The 16,832-nt window shown below is 58.8% G+C and carries 10 protein-coding genes and 1 pseudogene; 3 read left to right on the forward strand and 8 right to left on the reverse strand.

What is annotated here, in order from left to right:
* A partial coding sequence (locus ACMLHZ_RS12710) for a response regulator (protein WP_418668063.1) occupies positions 1 to 279 on the reverse strand: 279 nt, incomplete at its 3' end.
* A gap of 147 nt (positions 280 to 426) precedes the next feature.
* Positions 427 to 1,176: a Bax inhibitor-1/YccA family protein gene (locus ACMLHZ_RS12715; protein ID WP_177561966.1), complete on the reverse strand. Its 750-nt coding sequence runs from the start codon at positions 1,174 to 1,176 to the stop codon at positions 427 to 429.
* A gap of 126 nt (positions 1,177 to 1,302) precedes the next feature.
* Here ACMLHZ_RS12715 and hemW point away from each other — a divergent pair, with 126 nt between their 5' ends.
* Positions 1,303 to 2,391, forward strand: coding sequence for a radical SAM family heme chaperone HemW (gene hemW / locus ACMLHZ_RS12720; RefSeq protein ID WP_418668064.1), 1,089 nt, complete (start codon positions 1,303 to 1,305; stop codon positions 2,389 to 2,391).
* A gap of 68 nt (positions 2,392 to 2,459) precedes the next feature.
* Here the strand turns inward: hemW and ACMLHZ_RS12725 are convergent, their stop codons facing one another.
* From ACMLHZ_RS12725 to ACMLHZ_RS12735, 3 genes are all read right to left on the reverse strand, one after another.
* Entirely contained in the window at positions 2,460 to 3,842 is a 1,383-nt protein-coding gene (locus ACMLHZ_RS12725) for an MATE family efflux transporter (protein WP_418668065.1), read from the reverse strand.
* An 80-nt stretch (positions 3,843 to 3,922) separates the two neighbouring features.
* On the reverse strand, positions 3,923 to 5,398 hold the full coding sequence (locus ACMLHZ_RS12730; protein ID WP_418668066.1) for an APC family permease: 1,476 nt from the start codon (positions 5,396 to 5,398) through the stop codon (positions 3,923 to 3,925).
* A 205-nt stretch (positions 5,399 to 5,603) separates the two neighbouring features.
* On the reverse strand, positions 5,604 to 8,924 hold the full coding sequence (locus ACMLHZ_RS12735; protein ID WP_418668067.1) for a DUF5107 domain-containing protein: 3,321 nt from the start codon (positions 8,922 to 8,924) through the stop codon (positions 5,604 to 5,606).
* Between the two features lie 205 nt (positions 8,925 to 9,129).
* On the opposite strand from ACMLHZ_RS12735, the gene ACMLHZ_RS12740 reads away from it, so the two are divergent.
* Both ACMLHZ_RS12740 and ACMLHZ_RS12745 read left to right on the forward strand, forming a co-directional pair.
* The gene (locus ACMLHZ_RS12740) at positions 9,130 to 9,972 is read left to right on the forward strand and encodes a helix-turn-helix domain-containing protein (RefSeq protein ID WP_418668068.1); all 843 of its coding nucleotides are present in this window, start codon (positions 9,130 to 9,132) and stop codon (positions 9,970 to 9,972) included.
* Between the two features lie 4 nt (positions 9,973 to 9,976).
* Positions 9,977 to 10,921, forward strand: a complete 945-nt coding sequence (locus tag ACMLHZ_RS12745) for a hypothetical protein (RefSeq protein ID WP_418668069.1) — start codon at positions 9,977 to 9,979, stop codon at positions 10,919 to 10,921.
* Between the two features lie 98 nt (positions 10,922 to 11,019).
* Here the strand turns inward: ACMLHZ_RS12745 and ACMLHZ_RS12750 are convergent, their stop codons facing one another.
* The 3 genes and pseudogenes from ACMLHZ_RS12750 to ACMLHZ_RS12760 all read right to left on the reverse strand — a co-directional run.
* Positions 11,020 to 13,569: a glycoside hydrolase family 97 catalytic domain-containing protein gene (locus ACMLHZ_RS12750; RefSeq protein WP_418668070.1), complete on the reverse strand. Its 2,550-nt coding sequence runs from the start codon at positions 13,567 to 13,569 to the stop codon at positions 11,020 to 11,022.
* Positions 13,570 to 13,590: 21 nt separating this feature from the next.
* The gene (locus ACMLHZ_RS12755; RefSeq protein ID WP_418668071.1) at positions 13,591 to 15,705 is read right to left on the reverse strand and encodes an alpha-galactosidase; all 2,115 of its coding nucleotides are present in this window, start codon (positions 15,703 to 15,705) and stop codon (positions 13,591 to 13,593) included.
* A gap of 77 nt (positions 15,706 to 15,782) precedes the next feature.
* Positions 15,783 to 16,832, reverse strand: a pseudogene (locus ACMLHZ_RS12760) (ABC transporter substrate-binding protein); the annotation flags it as partial.

Here is a 16,832-nt window from a genome sequence, read left to right on the forward strand (position 1 = left end):
GGTCAGCCCCATGATCTTGTCCATATCCTCCACCTTGGCGGTCAGCATCAAAATGGGCCAGAGATACTCCTGCCGCAGCCGCTGGCACAGGGTGAAGCCGTCCATATCCGGCAGCATCACATCCAGAATGGCCAGGTCCGGCGGCTGGCTCTCGGCTGCCGCCAGCGCCTCGGCCGCAGTGCCGCACTTGCACACCGCGAACCCCTCGTTTTTCAGATATACCTCCACCAGGTCGGCAATCGCGGCCTCGTCGTCCACCACCAGAATGCGCTCGTTCATATGCGTTCCCCCTTTAGTAATGCCTGTCTTTTTATAAAACGAGGCTGCGGGCACAAATTTTTCGTTTTGGGGCGTTCTGAAAGAAAAAGGCCGGGGCCCAACCACAGGCCCCGGTCTTTTGAAAACAGGCGCTCTTGCCTGTGCGCCTTAGTTGCGGCGCCGGGCGAACAGGCGCAGGATGTAAAGGAACAGGTTGATAAAGTCCAGATACAATTCCAGCGCGGCGTAAATGCTGGCCTTCTTCGCCAGCTCCTCGTTGCCCGCGTAGGCAAAGTAGGCAGCCTTGATCTTCTGGGTGTCGTAGGCGGTGTAGCAGGCGAACAGGATGATGCCCGCGCAGCACAGCAGGATGTCCAGCCCGCCCAGGCCCGCCAGCATGCCGATCACGCTCACGATCAGCATGGCGATCAGGCCGAAGAACAGGGGCTTTGCCCAGCCGGAAAGATCCTTTTTGGTCAGGTAGCCGTAGCCCGCCATAATGCCGAAATACAGGGCGGTGGCGCCGAACGCCATCACCAGCTCCCACAGATCATACAGGTAAAAATAGCTGCTGAACACCAGCCCGTTCAGCGCAGCATAGGCAAAGAACAGCCCCTTGGCGCCGCCCACGCTGATGGTGCGGATGCGTGCCGACATCACCACGACCACCACCACCTCGGCAATGGCCAGGCCAAAAAACATCATGGGCGAAACCAGCAGGTAACGGGCCAGCCCCCCGGCATAGCCCACCAGCGCGATGCCGAAGGTCAGCATCAGGCCCGCAAACATCCACAAAAAGGTCTTGGTGGTGTAGCTGGCCAGGGTCTCGTATTCAAACGTTCCGGTGCGCTGGTTTTCCTCCGCATAAAGGGTGTTCTGTACCGGTTCGCTGAAGGGGTCGTTGTAGCGGTTGCTCATGGCAATACTCCCATCCTTTCTCATTGCGTCAATGATATACTATATTATAACGCCGTTTGTAAATAAAATCAAAACCTTTTATAATGGTTGTGTGAAACATCTTTGTAAAAGAAAGGGGCGGTCGGCGTGGCCTTCGGGTTGTACCTGCACATTCCCTACTGCTTGGCAAAGTGCCGCTACTGCGATTTTTATTCCCGCGGGGCCAGCCGCGGCGTGCCGGAAGAATACGTGGCCGCGCTCGAGCGCGCCATTGCTGGGTTTTACGCCCGCGAAAACCTGCCCGCGCCGGGCACGGTGTACCTGGGCGGCGGCACCCCAAGCCTGCTCTCTCCCGCCCAGGCCGCGCGCCTGCTGGCCGCCGCGGCCCCCGCGCCGGGCGCGGAGGTCACCCTGGAGGCAAACCCCGAAACCGTGAACGAAAAAAAGCTCGAGGGCTTTCTGCGGGCCGGGGTGAACCGGCTCAGCCTGGGGGTGCAGACCGCCCGGGACGAAAGCCTTATCCGGCTGGGCCGCCCGCACACCGCGGCCCAAAGCCGGGCGGCCCTGGCCGCCGCAAAAGCCGCGGGCTTTACCAACATTTCGGGCGACATCATGCTGGCCCTGCCCCACTACAGCCAGGCCGAGTTTTGCGAGACCCTGGACCTGCTCAGGGAGGGGGGCGCGGCCCACATCTCGGCCTATCTGCTGAAGCTTGAGCCGGGCACCGCCTTTGGCCGCACCCCGCCCGCCGGCCTTCCCACCGACGATCAGGCCGCCGAATTTTACCTTGCCGCGGTGGAGCGGCTGGAACAGGCCGGCTATGCCCAATACGAGATCAGCAACTTCGCCCGCCCCGGCTTCGAGGGGCGGCACAATCTGATCTACTGGAACTGCGGCGATTACCTGGGCCTTGGCCCCGCCGCCCACAGCTGCCTTGGCGGCAGGCGCTTTTATTTCCCCTCCAGCACCAAGGCCTTCCTGGCGGGCACAGCCGCCCCCGTGCCGGACGGCGGCTGCGGCGCCGAGGATTTTATCATCCTGCAGCTCCGCCTTATAAAGGGCCTCAGCCTGCCCGCTCTGAAAGAAAAATACAACATGGAATTTACACAAAAGCAATTGCAATTCGTAGAAAAGTGTGTGAGTGCCGGCTACGCCCGGTTCAACGGGCACACCCTGCGCCTCACCCCCGCCGGGCTCATCCTCCAGAACAGCATCCTCTGCGGGTTGCTGGGGTGATCCGCACCGCAAAACGATCGCCCCTGCCCAAAGGCCTTGGGCAGGGGCGATCGTTTTTTATACCAGGATCAAGGGTATGCCTGGCCGGCCGCCGGGCCTTTTTCCCTTTTCTTCCCCGCCCGGCCTTCAAAGCCGCACCGCGCCAGGTACCACTGGCACAGCACCAGTGACACCAGCGTGGCGGTGGGGGCCGCCAGCCCCACCCGCCGCAGCGTGGCCCCGGCCCCCCTGCTCAAACACCAGGAAAGGGGCACCCGCACCGCAAAGGTGGCCACCGCGCTGTGCACCAGCGGAAAGGCGGCCCGCCCCCCGCCGCTGAAAAAGCCGTTCATACAGAACACAAAGCACACCAGCAGGCAGTCGGCGCTGTAGGTGCGCAGGTAACCCGCCCCGGCGGCAATCACCGCCGGGTCCTTTGCAAACAGGCTCACCAGCCCCGCCGGGTTCACCTGGGCCGAGGCAAAGCAGGCCAGCCCAAACAGCAGCGAAAGGCCGATACCCGTGTTCATGCAGGCCCGCGCCCTGCCCGGCTGCCGCGCGCCAAAATTCTGGGCCGCCATGGCCGAAACGGCCGCCGCAAAGGCCGTGGTGGGCAGCATGCTGAACACGATCAGTTTTTCCACCACCCCCACCGCGGCCGAGGCCACCAGCCCCATGCCGTTCACAATGGCGGTAATAATCAAAAACGAAACGTTTACCAGCCCCTCCTGGGCGGCAATGGGCAGCCCCATGCCCAGCAGCGCGCGGGCGTGCTTCCAGCAAAAGGCGGGCTGCGCCGCGCGGTAGCGCCGCACATAGCCCCGGCGTATAAGGAAGCCGAAGGCCAGCGCCAGGCTCAGGAGCTGCGCCAGCACGGTGCTCACCGCGGCCCCCTGGGCGCCCCCCTTCAGCACCGCCACAAACAGCACGTCGGTGGCCACGTTGGTCACGCAGGCCGCCACCATAAAAAGGAACGGCGTGCGGGAATCGCCCAGCCCCCGCAGGATGCTGCTCAGCGCGTTGTACCCCACAATGGGCGGAATGCCCGCCGCGCAGATCAGCAGGTATTCCTTCGCCTGCCGCCACGCCTCGGCCGGCACCTGCATGGCCCGGCACACCGGCTCCACCAGCAGCACGGCGCCGGCCGTCAGCACCAGCGAAAGCGCGCCGAACACCCACAAAATGGCCGCCACGCTGGCCGCCAGCTCGCGGCTGCGCCGCGCGCCCCGCCAGCGGCCCACCAGCACCGTGCCGCCCGCCGTAAGGCCGATGGCAAGGCCGGTGATCGTCTGCATCACCTGGCCCCCCACCGCCACCGCGCACACCGCCGCCGCGTCGGAAAAATGCCCCACCATAAACAGGTCGGACGCGCCATAGCAGGCCTGCAGCAAATTGGTAAAAAGAAACGGCATCGAAAAGCAAAGCAATGTGCTGAACACGTCCCCTTTTGTCAGATCCATGTTTTCCGGCATCCGCTCACGCCCCCCGCTCTGCTGCGTTTGGTGTAACTATATGCCGGGCGCCGGGGTTCCATTCCGGCCCGTCCTTTCCTTTATCTGCGCAAAAAGCCCGCCAAAAACAGCAGCGGCACCGCCGCCGCGCCCAGGGTCACGGCCCATTTCCACCGCCGGTACTCCCGGTCCATCCTTTCCCTCTCTTTTGGGCCGGGCGCGGGCGGCAGCCCGCCCAATTCCATCTGCGCCGCCGCAAAATGGCGCCGCCCGTAGAAAAAGTAAATGCCGAGCCCCAGCGCGCACCAGGCAAGGCCTGCCCACACCGCCGCCGGTTCCAGCTGCCCGATCAAAAACAGGTAGGCGGCAATGCTCACCGGCGCGCCCACCGCAATGCCGGGCGCCCGATAGGGCCGCGCCAGCTGCGGGCGGCGCCTGCGCAGGGCCCAGGCCGCCGCAATGCCCAAAATATAGTACACCAGGGTTGCAAACAGCGACAGCGAGGCGATCAGCGCAATCGACCCGGTGGCCACCAGCGCCAGCATCAGCGCCCCCAGCGCCAGGCAGGCCCGGGCCGGGGTGTGCCAGCGGGGGTGTACCGTTCCAAAAAAGGCGGGCAGTGCGCCGTCCCTGGCCATGGTGAACACATAGCGCGCCGGGGCGCTTACCCCCGCGTTCAGGGTGGAAAAATCGCCCCCAAAGGCAATGCCCAGGCACAGCAGCACCAGCGGCAGGCCGGTCACCCCCGCCAGGCGCAGCCCCTCGGCATAGGGCGCAGCGGCCGTGGCAAGATCCGCCAGCGCCCCGCTGGGCGCCACGCACACCAGTACCCACTGAAACAGCCCGTTCACCGCAAACACCAAAAACGGCGCCAAAAACATGGCCCGGGGCAGCTCGATCTGCGGATAGCGCACCTCGCCCCCCATGGCACAGCAGGTTTCAAACCCCGCAAAGCACCACCACACCAGCGCCACGCAGGGCAAAAAACCGCCCAGCGGCGCGGGGGCCGGCGCCGCCAGCCGGTCCAGCTGCATGTGGGGCAGCATCGAGATTACCCACACCGCCGCCACGCCCCAGAAAAAGAACAAAAACCCGTTCTGGGCGCGGCCGGTCAGCTCGGTTCCCCGCACGCCCAGCGCCACAAACAGAACCAGCGCCGCCGCGGCCAGCACCCGGTCGCTCACCGGCAGCGGCCAGCCCAGCGCGCCGAACAGGGTGCGCAGGTAAAAGCTGAACGCCAGCGCCTCGCCCCCCGCCACCGACACCATGGAAATGATAAAGTTCCAGCCCGCCAGCATGCCAAAGGGCCGCCCCAGCCCCAGCCCCGCGTACAGGTAGGTGCCGCCCGAAAACGGCAGCGCCGCGCCCATCTCGGCATAGAGCAGCGCCGGATAAACGCTGATCGCCAGCGCCACCAGCGTGGCAAAGATCACATTCGGCCCCAGGCTGCCCACCACATTGCCCCCCACCGTGAACAGCCCCACCCCGATCACCGTTCCCGTGGTGATGGTCAGCGCCTCCCGCAGGCCCAAACAGCGTTTCAGCCCCGCGCCCCGGCTTTTTTCCTCTTGTCGCATCTCGTTTCCCCCGCTTTTCTCAAAAAACAAATTTTCCCATTCTATGAGCGGGGGGCACGGCGTGTCACGCGCGCTTTTCTGTTCGCCAACAAAACACGTATTGTTCCGGCAGCTCAAAAGCCGCGGCGCCTCTTTTTTGCACACGCCGCGGCTTTCTCTTTACCAGATTGTTTTGGTGCGCCTCTAACCAGGTCTGCCTTATGATTTATTGAGCCACCGGGGAGGGAACCCCTTCCGCGAGCGCTTGGAACTTTTCCAAGTGTAGCGCCGCGCCTATGTGAGAGGGTTCAAGTGCCAGTGTTTCGCCGCATGCTTCCAGCGCCTTTGCGCCGTCGCCAAGGCCGTAGCTGCCCAGCGCGATGAGATACATGCAATGCGCTTTGTTTCGCTCGTTCAGGTTTTCATCAAACAACTGCAGGTCGGGCAGAGAAACCGCAAAATAGTCTATCTCAGCATTGTCAAAAAGGTGTTTTTCCCCGTAATCAACCAGCTTATGAAAATGGGTGAGCGCCTCTTCTTCCCGCCCCAGCTCCCGCAGCGCCAGTCCCTGGTATAGGATCATGTCGGCCGGTTGGTCGTTATAATACATCATTCCGGCCGGTTCCGCATCGCCCCGCACGGCGCAGGCAAAAAACTTTTCTGCTTCGCGCTCCTCTCCCTGCGCGCGGGCCGCAAGCCCCAGATAATAATAAACGTCATTGTCCCTGCGCCCCTCCAGCTTTCCCTCTCCCAAATTGTGCGGAAATGTCAAGGCCTGCGTCAACAGGGCTTTCGCTTTTTCGGTATCCCCCTCTTTCAAAGCATGGCGGGCCAGCTCTCGCAGGCTGAACACATATTGCGAGGTGATCTTCCCCTCGCCCCCCTCCCAGGGGTGGAATTTGTGCCCCGCCATAATGGAATACGCTTCTTCATGGCGCCCAAGCAGGTTCAGCAGCGTAATATATTCTGTGATCAGATCATCACGCTGCATAAACACCTCACGGTGCATTTGGTAAAGGGCGATGCGCCGGGCGGGCGCCCACTTCAGCTTTTTATGCAGCTGGTCCAGCTCCAAAAGCACCCGAGCGTCCGAAGGGTCCAAACGGTATGCCCGTTCCAAAGCCTCAAGCGCTTTTGCCGGCAGATGCATCTTGTTGAAATAGGCGATCGCCAGGTTCCTCCACACGGTCGGAAATCCTTCGTTTATCTGAGCCGAGCGCTCCCACAGTCCCAGCGCTTTCTCATACTGCCGTTTGTCATAATACAGATTCCCCAGATAGTATGCGGCAAAAGCGTCCTGCGGAGCCCGCTGCAGCGCGAAGTCCAGCACTGCAATATCCCCCAGTTTGTTGGGGAAGCAGTACAGTGGGCTGCGCGCACCAGCCTCGGCCAGAGCACCCGTCGCGTCTTTTCCGCTGACCTCGAGATAATACGCCTCATAATATTTCAACATAGGCGTATCAGCGCTGCACCAGCTCAGAACGGCAAGGGCCGCAGCGTAGTCGCCCGCTTCCGCGTAATCGGCTGCGGTTTCTATGAAAGCAGACGGGTTGTTCCTCATTTTTTTCAGCAGCCCTTCCCGCGCTGCCCCGTGATAAAGCACCTCTTCCGCTCCTATTCCGTACGCGAATGGATCCAGCTTGAGCACTGCGGCACAAAGCTTCTTCGCCTCTTCCATACGTCCCATCTGCCGCAGAACAAGCGCTTTCACGCCCAATGCCTTCAGGTTGTGGTTGTTTTTCACAAGCGCGCGTTCGACATAATCCAGCGCCGGGCCGTATTCCTTACGTCCTGCGGCGATTACTGCGGCGTAGTAAAATGCCATCTCCTGCTGAGCGCTCGTCCACGTCGCTTTCAAAAAGGCGTCGAACGCTTCTCCGCAACGTTTTTGGTAATAAAGCGCAAGCCCCAGATTATAATACGGTTCACCGTCATAAGGCTGTGCGTTTTTCCATGTGGCACGCTTTATCGCCGCACGAAAATGTGTTTCCGCCGCTTCAAAATCACCCATGCGGAGTAAAAGCATCCCGTAGCCATTGTTGCATCGAATATCCCCCGGATCGCGCTTCAACGCTTCCTTGTAATAATCCTCCGGCCGGAACGTCGCATGGCGGTATTGCTCCAGATGTGTCGCCGCAAGATACAACTCCTCACAGCTGGCAAGCTTGGCCGGCTCCGGCAGTGCCTCAGCGGGTGCCGGAATTTTTTCGATCTTCGGCTTTGCCGGTGTGTAGGAAAGCAGTTTTCTGCCCGTGCTGTCGTATACCGAAAGGGTGATCTCATGCGGGGGGATAGCCCCGGCCTCCACCGTGTCCATGAGCACCTCCACCGGAGAGAGCATGCAGTTTTTTTCGTACAGGATCTGTTCGCCGGCGCACACAGTCACGCGGCAATCCGGATACTTCGCCGTTGTATACACACAAAGGTGTACAGTTCCGCCCTCGCTCACCTCCAGGCTCACAATAGCTTCTGTGCTGGCATTGCTTACTTTTCCAACTTTTTTGTAGGGCATAAAATACTGGGTAAAAACTTTTTCCTCAAAAGGCTTCAGCCAGGTGAAATCCGGTTGGTTGTCCGTGAACATCCCTGTCATCAATTCGATGTACGGGCCATTTGCGTCGGTGAGGTTTCGATCCCATGCCTGGCCAAAGTCTCCGCAACCCCAGGTCCATTGCTTTTTGCCCGGTGCAACGTGGTGATCAGCAATATGAAGGATCCCTGCACCTTTTCCATAATCGTATCCCCCCACGAAGTCGAAGTCCGAGTGATACGCCATGTAAGAAGTAGGTACCGGAATGTTTTTATAACGGGAGATATCCACACCGGCGCCATAATCGTGTTTATAATATACGCCGGTAGCGATGGGAAATTTGGAAACATCGCGTTTGCCATGGTCCATCACGGCCGTTACATCCGGCGGAAAGATTGATTGCGTGTCGTCGTTTACCGCAACCGCGGGGTTCGCCCACCAAAGGAAGGTCTGCGGCAGCGGCGTTCGGTTATAAAGCTGGCCCCGGATCTCAATATACGCCCGGCCGGGGTACAGCGTAAAGGACGCCATGCCCTTGGTGCCGTACATTTGGTCCACCTCGTTGACGCACACAGTTTTGCTGCCGTCGCCCCGCTCGGTCAATATATAATCCACAGGGGAATAGGTCGTCGGGCGATGATGCTGCGGCCAATTGAACTCGATCCCGCCCGATATCCACGGCCCGGTCAGTCCCACAAGCGCGGGCTTGATCACTTCGTTATAATATACAAAATCATACCCGTTCGTCTTGTCGTACGCCCTTTGGATGCGGCCGCCCAATTCGGGCAGGATCATCACCCGGAGATAGTCGTTTTCAAGCCATACCGCTTTATACGTTTTGTCGGTCTTTTCATCCAGGATCTTGTCGATTACCGGATAGGGATATACCTTTCCGCTGCTTCCCTGATACACCCTTTTTTCAAGGAACATGGGGTTTTTGTCCGGTGCGCCCACCCCATAGGTCGGCAGGGTGATCTGCTCCTCCCATACCTCCACGCACCCTTTTTTGTGTTCCATGCCTGCTGCCTCCTTCTTTTTATGAACTGCAATGGCTTCCCATACTTTTATCCTACCACATGCCCCGGTCGAAAGCATTCCCAAACATTGAGCATTCATTTGCAAAAATTGCGGTCTGTTCCATAAGTGTAATTGACGTTTTCCCCGCAGTCTATTATTATCATATTACAGGGATTTGCAAATACAAACACGAGAGGGGCGCAGCATGAAAATTCACGAAACCGGCGTGGCGGCACCGTCGGAAATTCACTTTCACACCCCCAGTGAACAGGCGCGTCAATTGTTTTTCTATCCGCTCTGTACAGGGCATTTTTTCTGCAAAAAGAATTACTGTGTGCGCCGCACCAGTTACGACAGTTTCCTTGTACTCTATGTCGCGTGCGGGAAGGGATATTTTGAGCAGGGTGGTAAATACCTTCCCCTGAAAGCAGGTTCCCTTCTGTTGGTCGATTGCTACCTGCCGCACCATTACGGCACAGAGGACGAATGGGAGATCTATTGGCTGCACTTCGACGGCCCTCTTGCCCGGCGTTATTTCGAGCTGTGCACGGCGGGTCCGGTTTTCCCCGCCGGAGAAACAGCCAACGCAGCGCGCTATCTGCGCCAGGTGTTCAACATGTTTCACCTGCGCGCGCGCATCAATGAGGCGCTGCTCTCGCGGCACATCGTAGACCTCGTCACAGAGCTCCTTGTGTATCGCACACCAGAACAGGGCATCGCGCGCAATGCTTCCATGATAGACGGCGTTATCGGTTATATGCGCGAGCATGTGTCCGAGCCGCTGCCCATTGAGATGCTGGCCGCACGTGTTTGTGTCACCCCTTATCATTTCATTCGCCTTTTCAAAAGTGAAACCGGGCTCACGCCGCACAGCTATTTGATCCGCCTGCGCGTTGACCTCGCCAAATACCTGTTGAAAACCACGGACCTGCCGCTGAAAGAAATTGCCGATCACACGGGATTTTGTTCCGCCGGGAATCTGTGCACCGCATTTCACCGCGCTACCGGCGCAACGCCGCAGACTTACCGCCTGCAGAAGAAAGAGTGACGCCATGGACCTGATCGAATTAAAAAGCATCACTGGGCTCACCCTTGTGCTCAGCCGCCGGGGCGCCGGCATTGCCGCGCTGTATGCGCCGGATCGGAACGGTGCATTGTCCAACGTCTGCCTGCGGCCGGACGAAGACGAAAATACCGGGACCTTTTCGGGCGCTACCATCGCGCCTGTTGCGGGGCGTGTCAGCGGCGGCGCCGTGTCGATCTCCGGGGCCGCTTATTGTATGCCGCAAAACGACGGGGCAAATTGCCTGCATTCCGGCCCCGGCACACTGGGGCGTGCTGTGTGGGATGTTGTGTATCGGTCGGGCAGCGAGGTCCGCTTTCAAAAAGCGCTGGCGCACGGCGGGTGTGGTTTGCCGGGCAATCGTGTTTTCACTGCGGATTACAGGCTTTGCGGCAATTGTTTTTCGCTTGAATTATCCGCAGTTTCCGATCGCGACACCTTTGTCAACATGACGAATCACGCCTACTGGAATCTTTCCGGGAACTGGGCCGCCGACGCTTACGACCACGAATTGCAAATTTTTTCCGACGCCGTTTGGTACAATGATAAGGATCATTTGCCCCAAAAGCTCTGCCGTGTGCAGAACAGCGCCTTTGACTACCGCCTTCCGCGCACGATCCGCAGCGCACTGGGCGAAAGCGCAGGGGCGGATCAGCTTCGCAACGCAAACGGGTATAACAACGCGTTCGCACTGAACGGCAGGCCCGCCGTCAGGCTCTGTCACCCCGGTTCAGGCCGCAGGATGATCATTGAAACCGACGCACCCTGCCTGATTTTTTATTCCGGCGGGTATCTTCCCATTGCGGGCAGCGCTTTGGCCTTTGAGCCGCAGCTCGTGCCGGACGCACCGCGCCTGCTGGGGGCCAAATTGCCTCTTTTGCGCAAGGGCGCCGTTTTCCGCACCGTTTCCTCCTATCGCTTTGACGCCTTTTGAGCTTTGTCCCGCCGCAGCTGGGCCCTGCCAAAGCTCGGTCCATCCAAAACAGCTCCGGCCGAAAACTTTCGGCCGGAGCTGTTTTGGATCTCTGATCTTTAGTCTTGATCCCGCGCGATTGCAAAGCCGTACAGATGCACCACGTGCCCCTTCTGGTTGTATAGGCGTATCGAGTTTTCTCCCTTTTGCATTTTCACCCGGACCTCACGCTGGTCTTTTACATTCCAGCACGGGAAGCCCCAGCCGGCCGTATTATGCAGATTTGTACGGTAAATCCGCTCCCGGTTGATCTCAATGTCAAGGTCGCGGCTCTCGCCCGCGCAATAGTCAAAGCGCAGCAAATAATATCCGTCTTCAGGCAAAACGATCTGCTCAAACAGCAACTCGCCGCCCGCGCCAAGCCCAACGGCCTTTTCCACGCCCTCGGCGTCCTTTACAATCTCCGCTCCCCCACAGAGCTGCCCGGAGCCCACAGAAACATATATTTCCCGCGGTGGAGCATTGTCGATGATGTGGATCTTCTCAATTGCGGGGACCGCCCCCCCGGTGCGCTGCAGCAAAAGCGCACTTTCTTTCCCCGCAAAGGGGAACGTCACGTCCTTTGTGATAAATATTTTATCCGAGCCGCTCTTTGGTATTTTCATCACGATACTCGATGCCCCATCGCCGATACGCAGCGTCCACGCTTCCCTCGCCGCGTAAAACAGCCGCACGGTCTGGGAGCACGCCGTATGCGTCACGGTGAAAAGCAGGCCCCCGTTCAGCAGCACAGCCTCCTGCCCGTTTTCATACAGCACAGGCTCGCTGCCCTGGGTCCTCTTCGCATCCCGGGCAAAGTATTCGGTCCTTTGCTCGCTCATGTACCCGGAGCAAACCCCTTTTGGCAGAGCCTGTATCTCTCTGGCAATATAGATCCCCGCCCCGCCGCTGTTAAGCAGCACAAGCTCCAATACATCCGTTCGGGTGACCCGGCGCGTGTGCACACGCATCAGTTCACCGGAAGAATCGTCCTCGTAGATCTCAGCCTCAAATTCCCCTTCCGGCAAAAAATCCAGTCGCAGCCGCAGCGTCATTGCCTTGTCGGTGATGCAGCCGATCAGCCACTCTTCCCCTGAGCGCCGCATGATAGCTGCATGATGACCAGGAAAACCGTCCAGCACCCGCACTTCCTCATAGGTTGGCTTCATCCTGCGCAAAAAGTCCGTACCCTTCCACGCCTCAAGGTAATAGATCGAAGCCGCGATGTGGGACGCACCCGATTCGAACACGACCGGCAGCGCCATTTGGTGCGCCAGGGTTGTGTTTCGGTTTTTATTTGAAAAGCCGGTGGGAGTGTAATCCATGGGGCCGATCACATTGCGGGTAAAGGGAACCGTGCAGTTGTGCCTTGCGTCCGGCAGGTCGCTCCATTTATAATGCTCAAGCCCCAAAATGCCCTCCGCCGCCAACAGGTTCGGCCAGGTGCGCCCCTCACCCATGCATTTGGTGGCGCCGTGAAAATTGATCATCAGATGATACCGTGTCATCACCTCGGCGATCATTTCGTACTGCCACATCGTGTGCTGGGAATCGTTTTGGAAGAAATCGACCTTCAGCCCGTCCACGCCGCAGCCGGCCCACAGGCCTATTTTTTCCTCTGCGAGAGCGGGCGTGTCGATGTACTGCATCGCGCTCCACAGCCAAACGACGATCCCTTTTTTGTGTGCGTAATCACACAGCTCTTTCAGCCAGGTGATGTCCCAGTCCGCGTCCACCGTAAGACCCTCAAAGCCGATGCTTGCCGCAAAATCCACATACCGCTTTTGTTCGGTATACAGCTGCGCGCCGTTTTCATATTCCCACCAGGCCCAAAGGCATCTTCCCGGCTTGATCCAGCTGGTGTCCTGCTGTGCAGAGGGCGGGTTCAGGTTATAATTGAGTGTTGTGTTCACCAATTGGTCAAGATCGGTCGCAACCACGATCACACGCCAGGGAGAGCGGAACGGGAGCTTGCAGGAGAGCGGGCGCCCCTCCTCTTCCGGGGCGAATTCCAGCCGCATGCTGTTCGCCCCTGCGCCGCGCAGATGGCAGGAGCAATAGCTGCCGTCGGTGTTGTATACCTGTGCCTCAGTAATCATGGCCCAGCCGTTTTCCTGGGAATGGAACAGGGCCGGCATTCCATAATCCCGGCCTTCTTTGTCCTCCCAGCCGGACCGGTCATAGGTCCCCTCATAGCTGCTGACCCAGCTCTGTAGCCACAGCTCGCGGTAGGATTCAGGAAAACGAAAGCACGTTGCTTCCCGCCGGACCTTCATGGCCTGTTCCCTGTCGGACAGGATCTGATAGCGAAATGCCGCCCCATCCTCATAGGCGCGCAGGCACAGCGCAAACACATATGCCCCGCATAAAAACCGCAGTGTCAGTTCATTGGCGCGGTTTTCATAGACCGCTTTTTTCCCTGCGGGAAGAGAGTAGGTTTCGTCGATGGAACTGCGCTCTTCCCCCTGGAAGCAGAATCCCCCCGTAAAATCTTCCAAATCGCTTTCGAGCCCCAAGCGGCTCGCTTCCACCACAGTATTCCCCGCGCGCCTCACTGTGTAATACAGCCCGCCCCCGCGCTTAAAAACCGCGATACATATAGTCCCATTGGGAGAATATAATTCCCACATTGTTTTGCCTCCTGCAATTTTTTACGTTCCTGCGGCCGCTTCTCTGGCGGCGCGTATCCGGACCATGCAGCTGGAATAATCGTGGTCCAGTGTGAGCTGCAAGCCGCCTCGCATCAGAAACGCGCCCGAATACAGCTCCCGCTCCCCCTTTTGTTCCACGCTATAGAGCGTTTGTACTTCCAGCCCCCGCGGCTTTATTATGAACTTGGTCCCCCACCGGTTCGGGTGATCCAAAAACGCGAACACAACGCTCTCATCCGCATTCTCGTATTGCACCGCCTGCACTCCGTCGGTGGTAAGTGAAGCCAAGCGGTGCAGCCTGCCAAACTGGACCAGCCCGCGTATCTCCTTATAGATCCCGATATACTCTTTCATCTGCTCCGCGTCGCGATCCGGGCACTTGTTCAGATCCACTCCAATGCCCAGGGCTCCGCACATCGCACAATGCAGCCGGAATTCCAGGGGCACGTTCCGTTTGCCGTTCGCGCCCGCATCCGTCACCCACGAGCGCATGTATTTGATCGGGTACAAATAGCTGTACCCCTCCTGGATCGACAAACGGTCCAGCGGATCCGTGTTGTCGCTCGGCCAGTACTCGTCAAAATACCGCATTGCGCCGTAATCCACACGCCCGCCCCCGCTCGCACAGGCTTCCCATTCCACGTTTGGGTATTTCCTGCGCAGCTCCGCGATCAGGCCATAAAAGGCCTGTGTGTGCCTTCGCCAGATACTCTTGTACTCGGCCGGATCCAAAAGCTCAGAGGCTGCCTCGCTCATTCCCCGGTTCATATCCCACTTGATGTACGAGATCTCGTTTTCCTCCAGCAGGCAGCTTATTTTTCCAATGATATACGCCTGAACATCCCCGCGCGTCAGGTCCAACATATATTGATACCGTCCCTCAAGCACCGGGCGGTGCGCATAGCGGTAGACCCATTCTGGATGTGCCCGGTACAGATCGCTGTCACCGTTCACCATTTCCGGCTCGATCCACAGTCCAAACCGCATTCCATGCCGCTTCACCTTTTCGATGAGCGGTTTCAGGCCGTTCGGGAATTTTTCGCCGTTCACATACCAATCCCCGAGTCCTGCGTGGTCGTCGCGGCGCTGCCCAAACCAGCCATCGTCCATCACAAACAGCTCCACACCCAGCCCGGCCGCCTTTTCCACCAGCGCACTTTGCGCCTCCTCGCTCACGTTGAAATACGTTGCTTCCCAGGAGTTGTAAAGTACTGGAAGCTCCCGCTTCGCCCGGGCCTTCGGCATAATATTGTGCCGGGCGAACCGCGCCATTTCGTTCGACATCCGCTCAAAACCATCCGGGCTGTAGCCCAGATACAGTGCCGGCGTTTCCAGCGTTTCTCCGCTTTTCAGCCTCCATTCAAAATCCGTGTCTCCCATGCCCGCCAAGATATTCAAGTATCCGTACGGTGTCTGCTCCAGCACGATCTTGAAATTTCCCGACCAGCCCAGCGCCCCATAATAAACTTCTCCATGCGTTTCCCCTGCCCCGCGGTGCAGCACGAAACTCGGGTTCGCCACATGCCCGGCCGCGCCCCGCAGGCTTTCCAGCACATGTTTGCCTCCGTTCAGCTCCTGCTCATAACCGTCAAAATCCGAGTTCCACATCCCGTTAAAATTTTTTAGTTTCCAGCCTTTGCCCACAAGAGAACATTCTCCGCTGTGCAGACGCTCTATCACGATGTCCTCTTTTCCGCAGTTGCGCACTGTCCTCCACTTCTCAATGATGTTTTCTTCCTCATACACCCTGTAGTGCAGCTCTGCCTTCAAGGGATACGCGCTGTCCTGCAGACAGATGGTCAGCATGCTGCCCTCCTGCCGGAACCCCTCGTACCGGTACCTGAAATCCCGCGTTCCGTCCTTATAACGCACCTTCATGGACGTTTCCTTGAACCGCATCGCTCCGAACGACGAGCACTCTTCCCGCTTTACGTCGTTGAGCGGGTGGAACCCCTGCTCCCAGCTGATCGGCTCATTTTTCAGATCCTCTGACCGGTCGATACGTCCGCCCCAGTACAGCGTCCGCAGTACACCCTCCCGGTCCACGCAAAATCCATAGGCACTGTTTCTTGTCTTCAGCAAAAACAGATCGTCTGCGCCCTTTTCAATTGCCATTTCCCGTCCCTCTTTCTCGTTATTGCCGCGCCGGGGCGGCGCGCACTTTCTTCTGCGCTCCGCCCCGGAAATTGTTTTTATTCCGCCTCGGCAGTATTGTATAACTCCATGCGTGCCTGATAATTTTCCGTGTAAATATCCTCAATGTGGGCGGCATTGTTCGCTTCCATCTCCGCCAGCATGGCAGTGTAAAGCGCGTCGATCTCTTCCCCCGACTCTGCATAGACCATTTCCGCAAAGCCTCTGTCCATAATGTCCTTGATCTTCTGCTCACTCAGCGCATCCGGGGTGCCCGCTGTGGGGCCAAGGTCGTCGTAAAGCGCCGTATCCCAGGTGGAACCAGCCATGGATGTCATGGCGTGCTGGTTGACGTTATCGCGGTTGTAGCGGAAGATCAGGTCATACGGCGTTCCGTCGTCACCCAGGCCATTGCGGACCATCCAGGTCCACTTGCGCGCGCCTGTCTCCTTGGAAAACGCAGCCCAGTCCTTGGTCATCGCGGCCAACGCTTCCTGCGTGGGCACGTGTACGCCGTTTTCATAATTCCAGGTCTGGCCTTCCACGCCCCACATCAGCAGATATTGCCCCTCTTCGCTGGCCAGAAAATCCAGGAACTTGATCGTTTCCACAGGGTGTTCGTTCGCCACCGTAATGCCGACCCCATCCCATCCCAGGGAACTGCGCGGGCCATAGGTGGTTTCCTCCGGCGCAATGCCCGGCGCCGTTACCTTAAATGCGTAGAACAGCTTGTCCGTGTCCTCGCCGTATTGCGCGCGGAACGCGGTATTGGCCTCGTTCACGATCCCGCCGGCCGTCGCAAACACGCGGCCGCTCGTCGTTTTCTGCTCATAGTTCTGCGCTTTGTTGATGCCCCACTCGCGGTCGAGCAGCCCTTCCGTATACAACTGGTTGATGAATTTCACCATTTCCAGATAGCGGGGGTCGCGCACGTCAAACTCGATCCGTCCATCGTGTTCGTAGTAGGTTTTCATGCCGTACATCGCCTTGAACGTGCCGATGATCGTGGGCATGTGATCGGCGTTCACCGTCATGGGGATGCAGGGCGCGCCGTCCACCTCGGGATATTTTTCTTTAAATTTGCGCAGCAGATCCAAAAACTCTTCCTG

Source organism: Allofournierella sp., assembly GCF_048388525.1.
Taxonomy (GTDB): Bacteria; Bacillota; Clostridia; order Oscillospirales; family Ruminococcaceae; genus BQOK01.

Bases quoted from the DNA above. Each gene is read 5' to 3' on its own strand.
- ACMLHZ_RS12730 (WP_418668066.1), bottom strand. From the start codon at position 5,398: ATGCGACAAGAGGAAAAAAGCCGGGGCGCGGGGCTGAAACGCTGTTTG.
- ACMLHZ_RS12715 (WP_177561966.1), bottom strand. From the start codon at position 1,176: ATGAGCAACCGCTACAACGACCCCTTCAGCGAACCGGTACAGAACACC.
- ACMLHZ_RS12755 (WP_418668071.1), bottom strand. From the start codon at position 15,705: ATGGCAATTGAAAAGGGCGCAGACGATCTGTTTTTGCTGAAGACAAGA.
- ACMLHZ_RS12740 (WP_418668068.1), top strand. From the start codon at position 9,130: ATGAAAATTCACGAAACCGGCGTGGCGGCACCGTCGGAAATTCACTTT.
- ACMLHZ_RS12745 (WP_418668069.1), top strand. From the start codon at position 9,977: ATGGACCTGATCGAATTAAAAAGCATCACTGGGCTCACCCTTGTGCTC.
- ACMLHZ_RS12750 (WP_418668070.1), bottom strand. From the start codon at position 13,569: ATGTGGGAATTATATTCTCCCAATGGGACTATATGTATCGCGGTTTTT.
- ACMLHZ_RS12725 (WP_418668065.1), bottom strand. From the start codon at position 3,842: ATGCCGGAAAACATGGATCTGACAAAAGGGGACGTGTTCAGCACATTG.
- ACMLHZ_RS12735 (WP_418668067.1), bottom strand. From the start codon at position 8,924: ATGGAACACAAAAAAGGGTGCGTGGAGGTATGGGAGGAGCAGATCACC.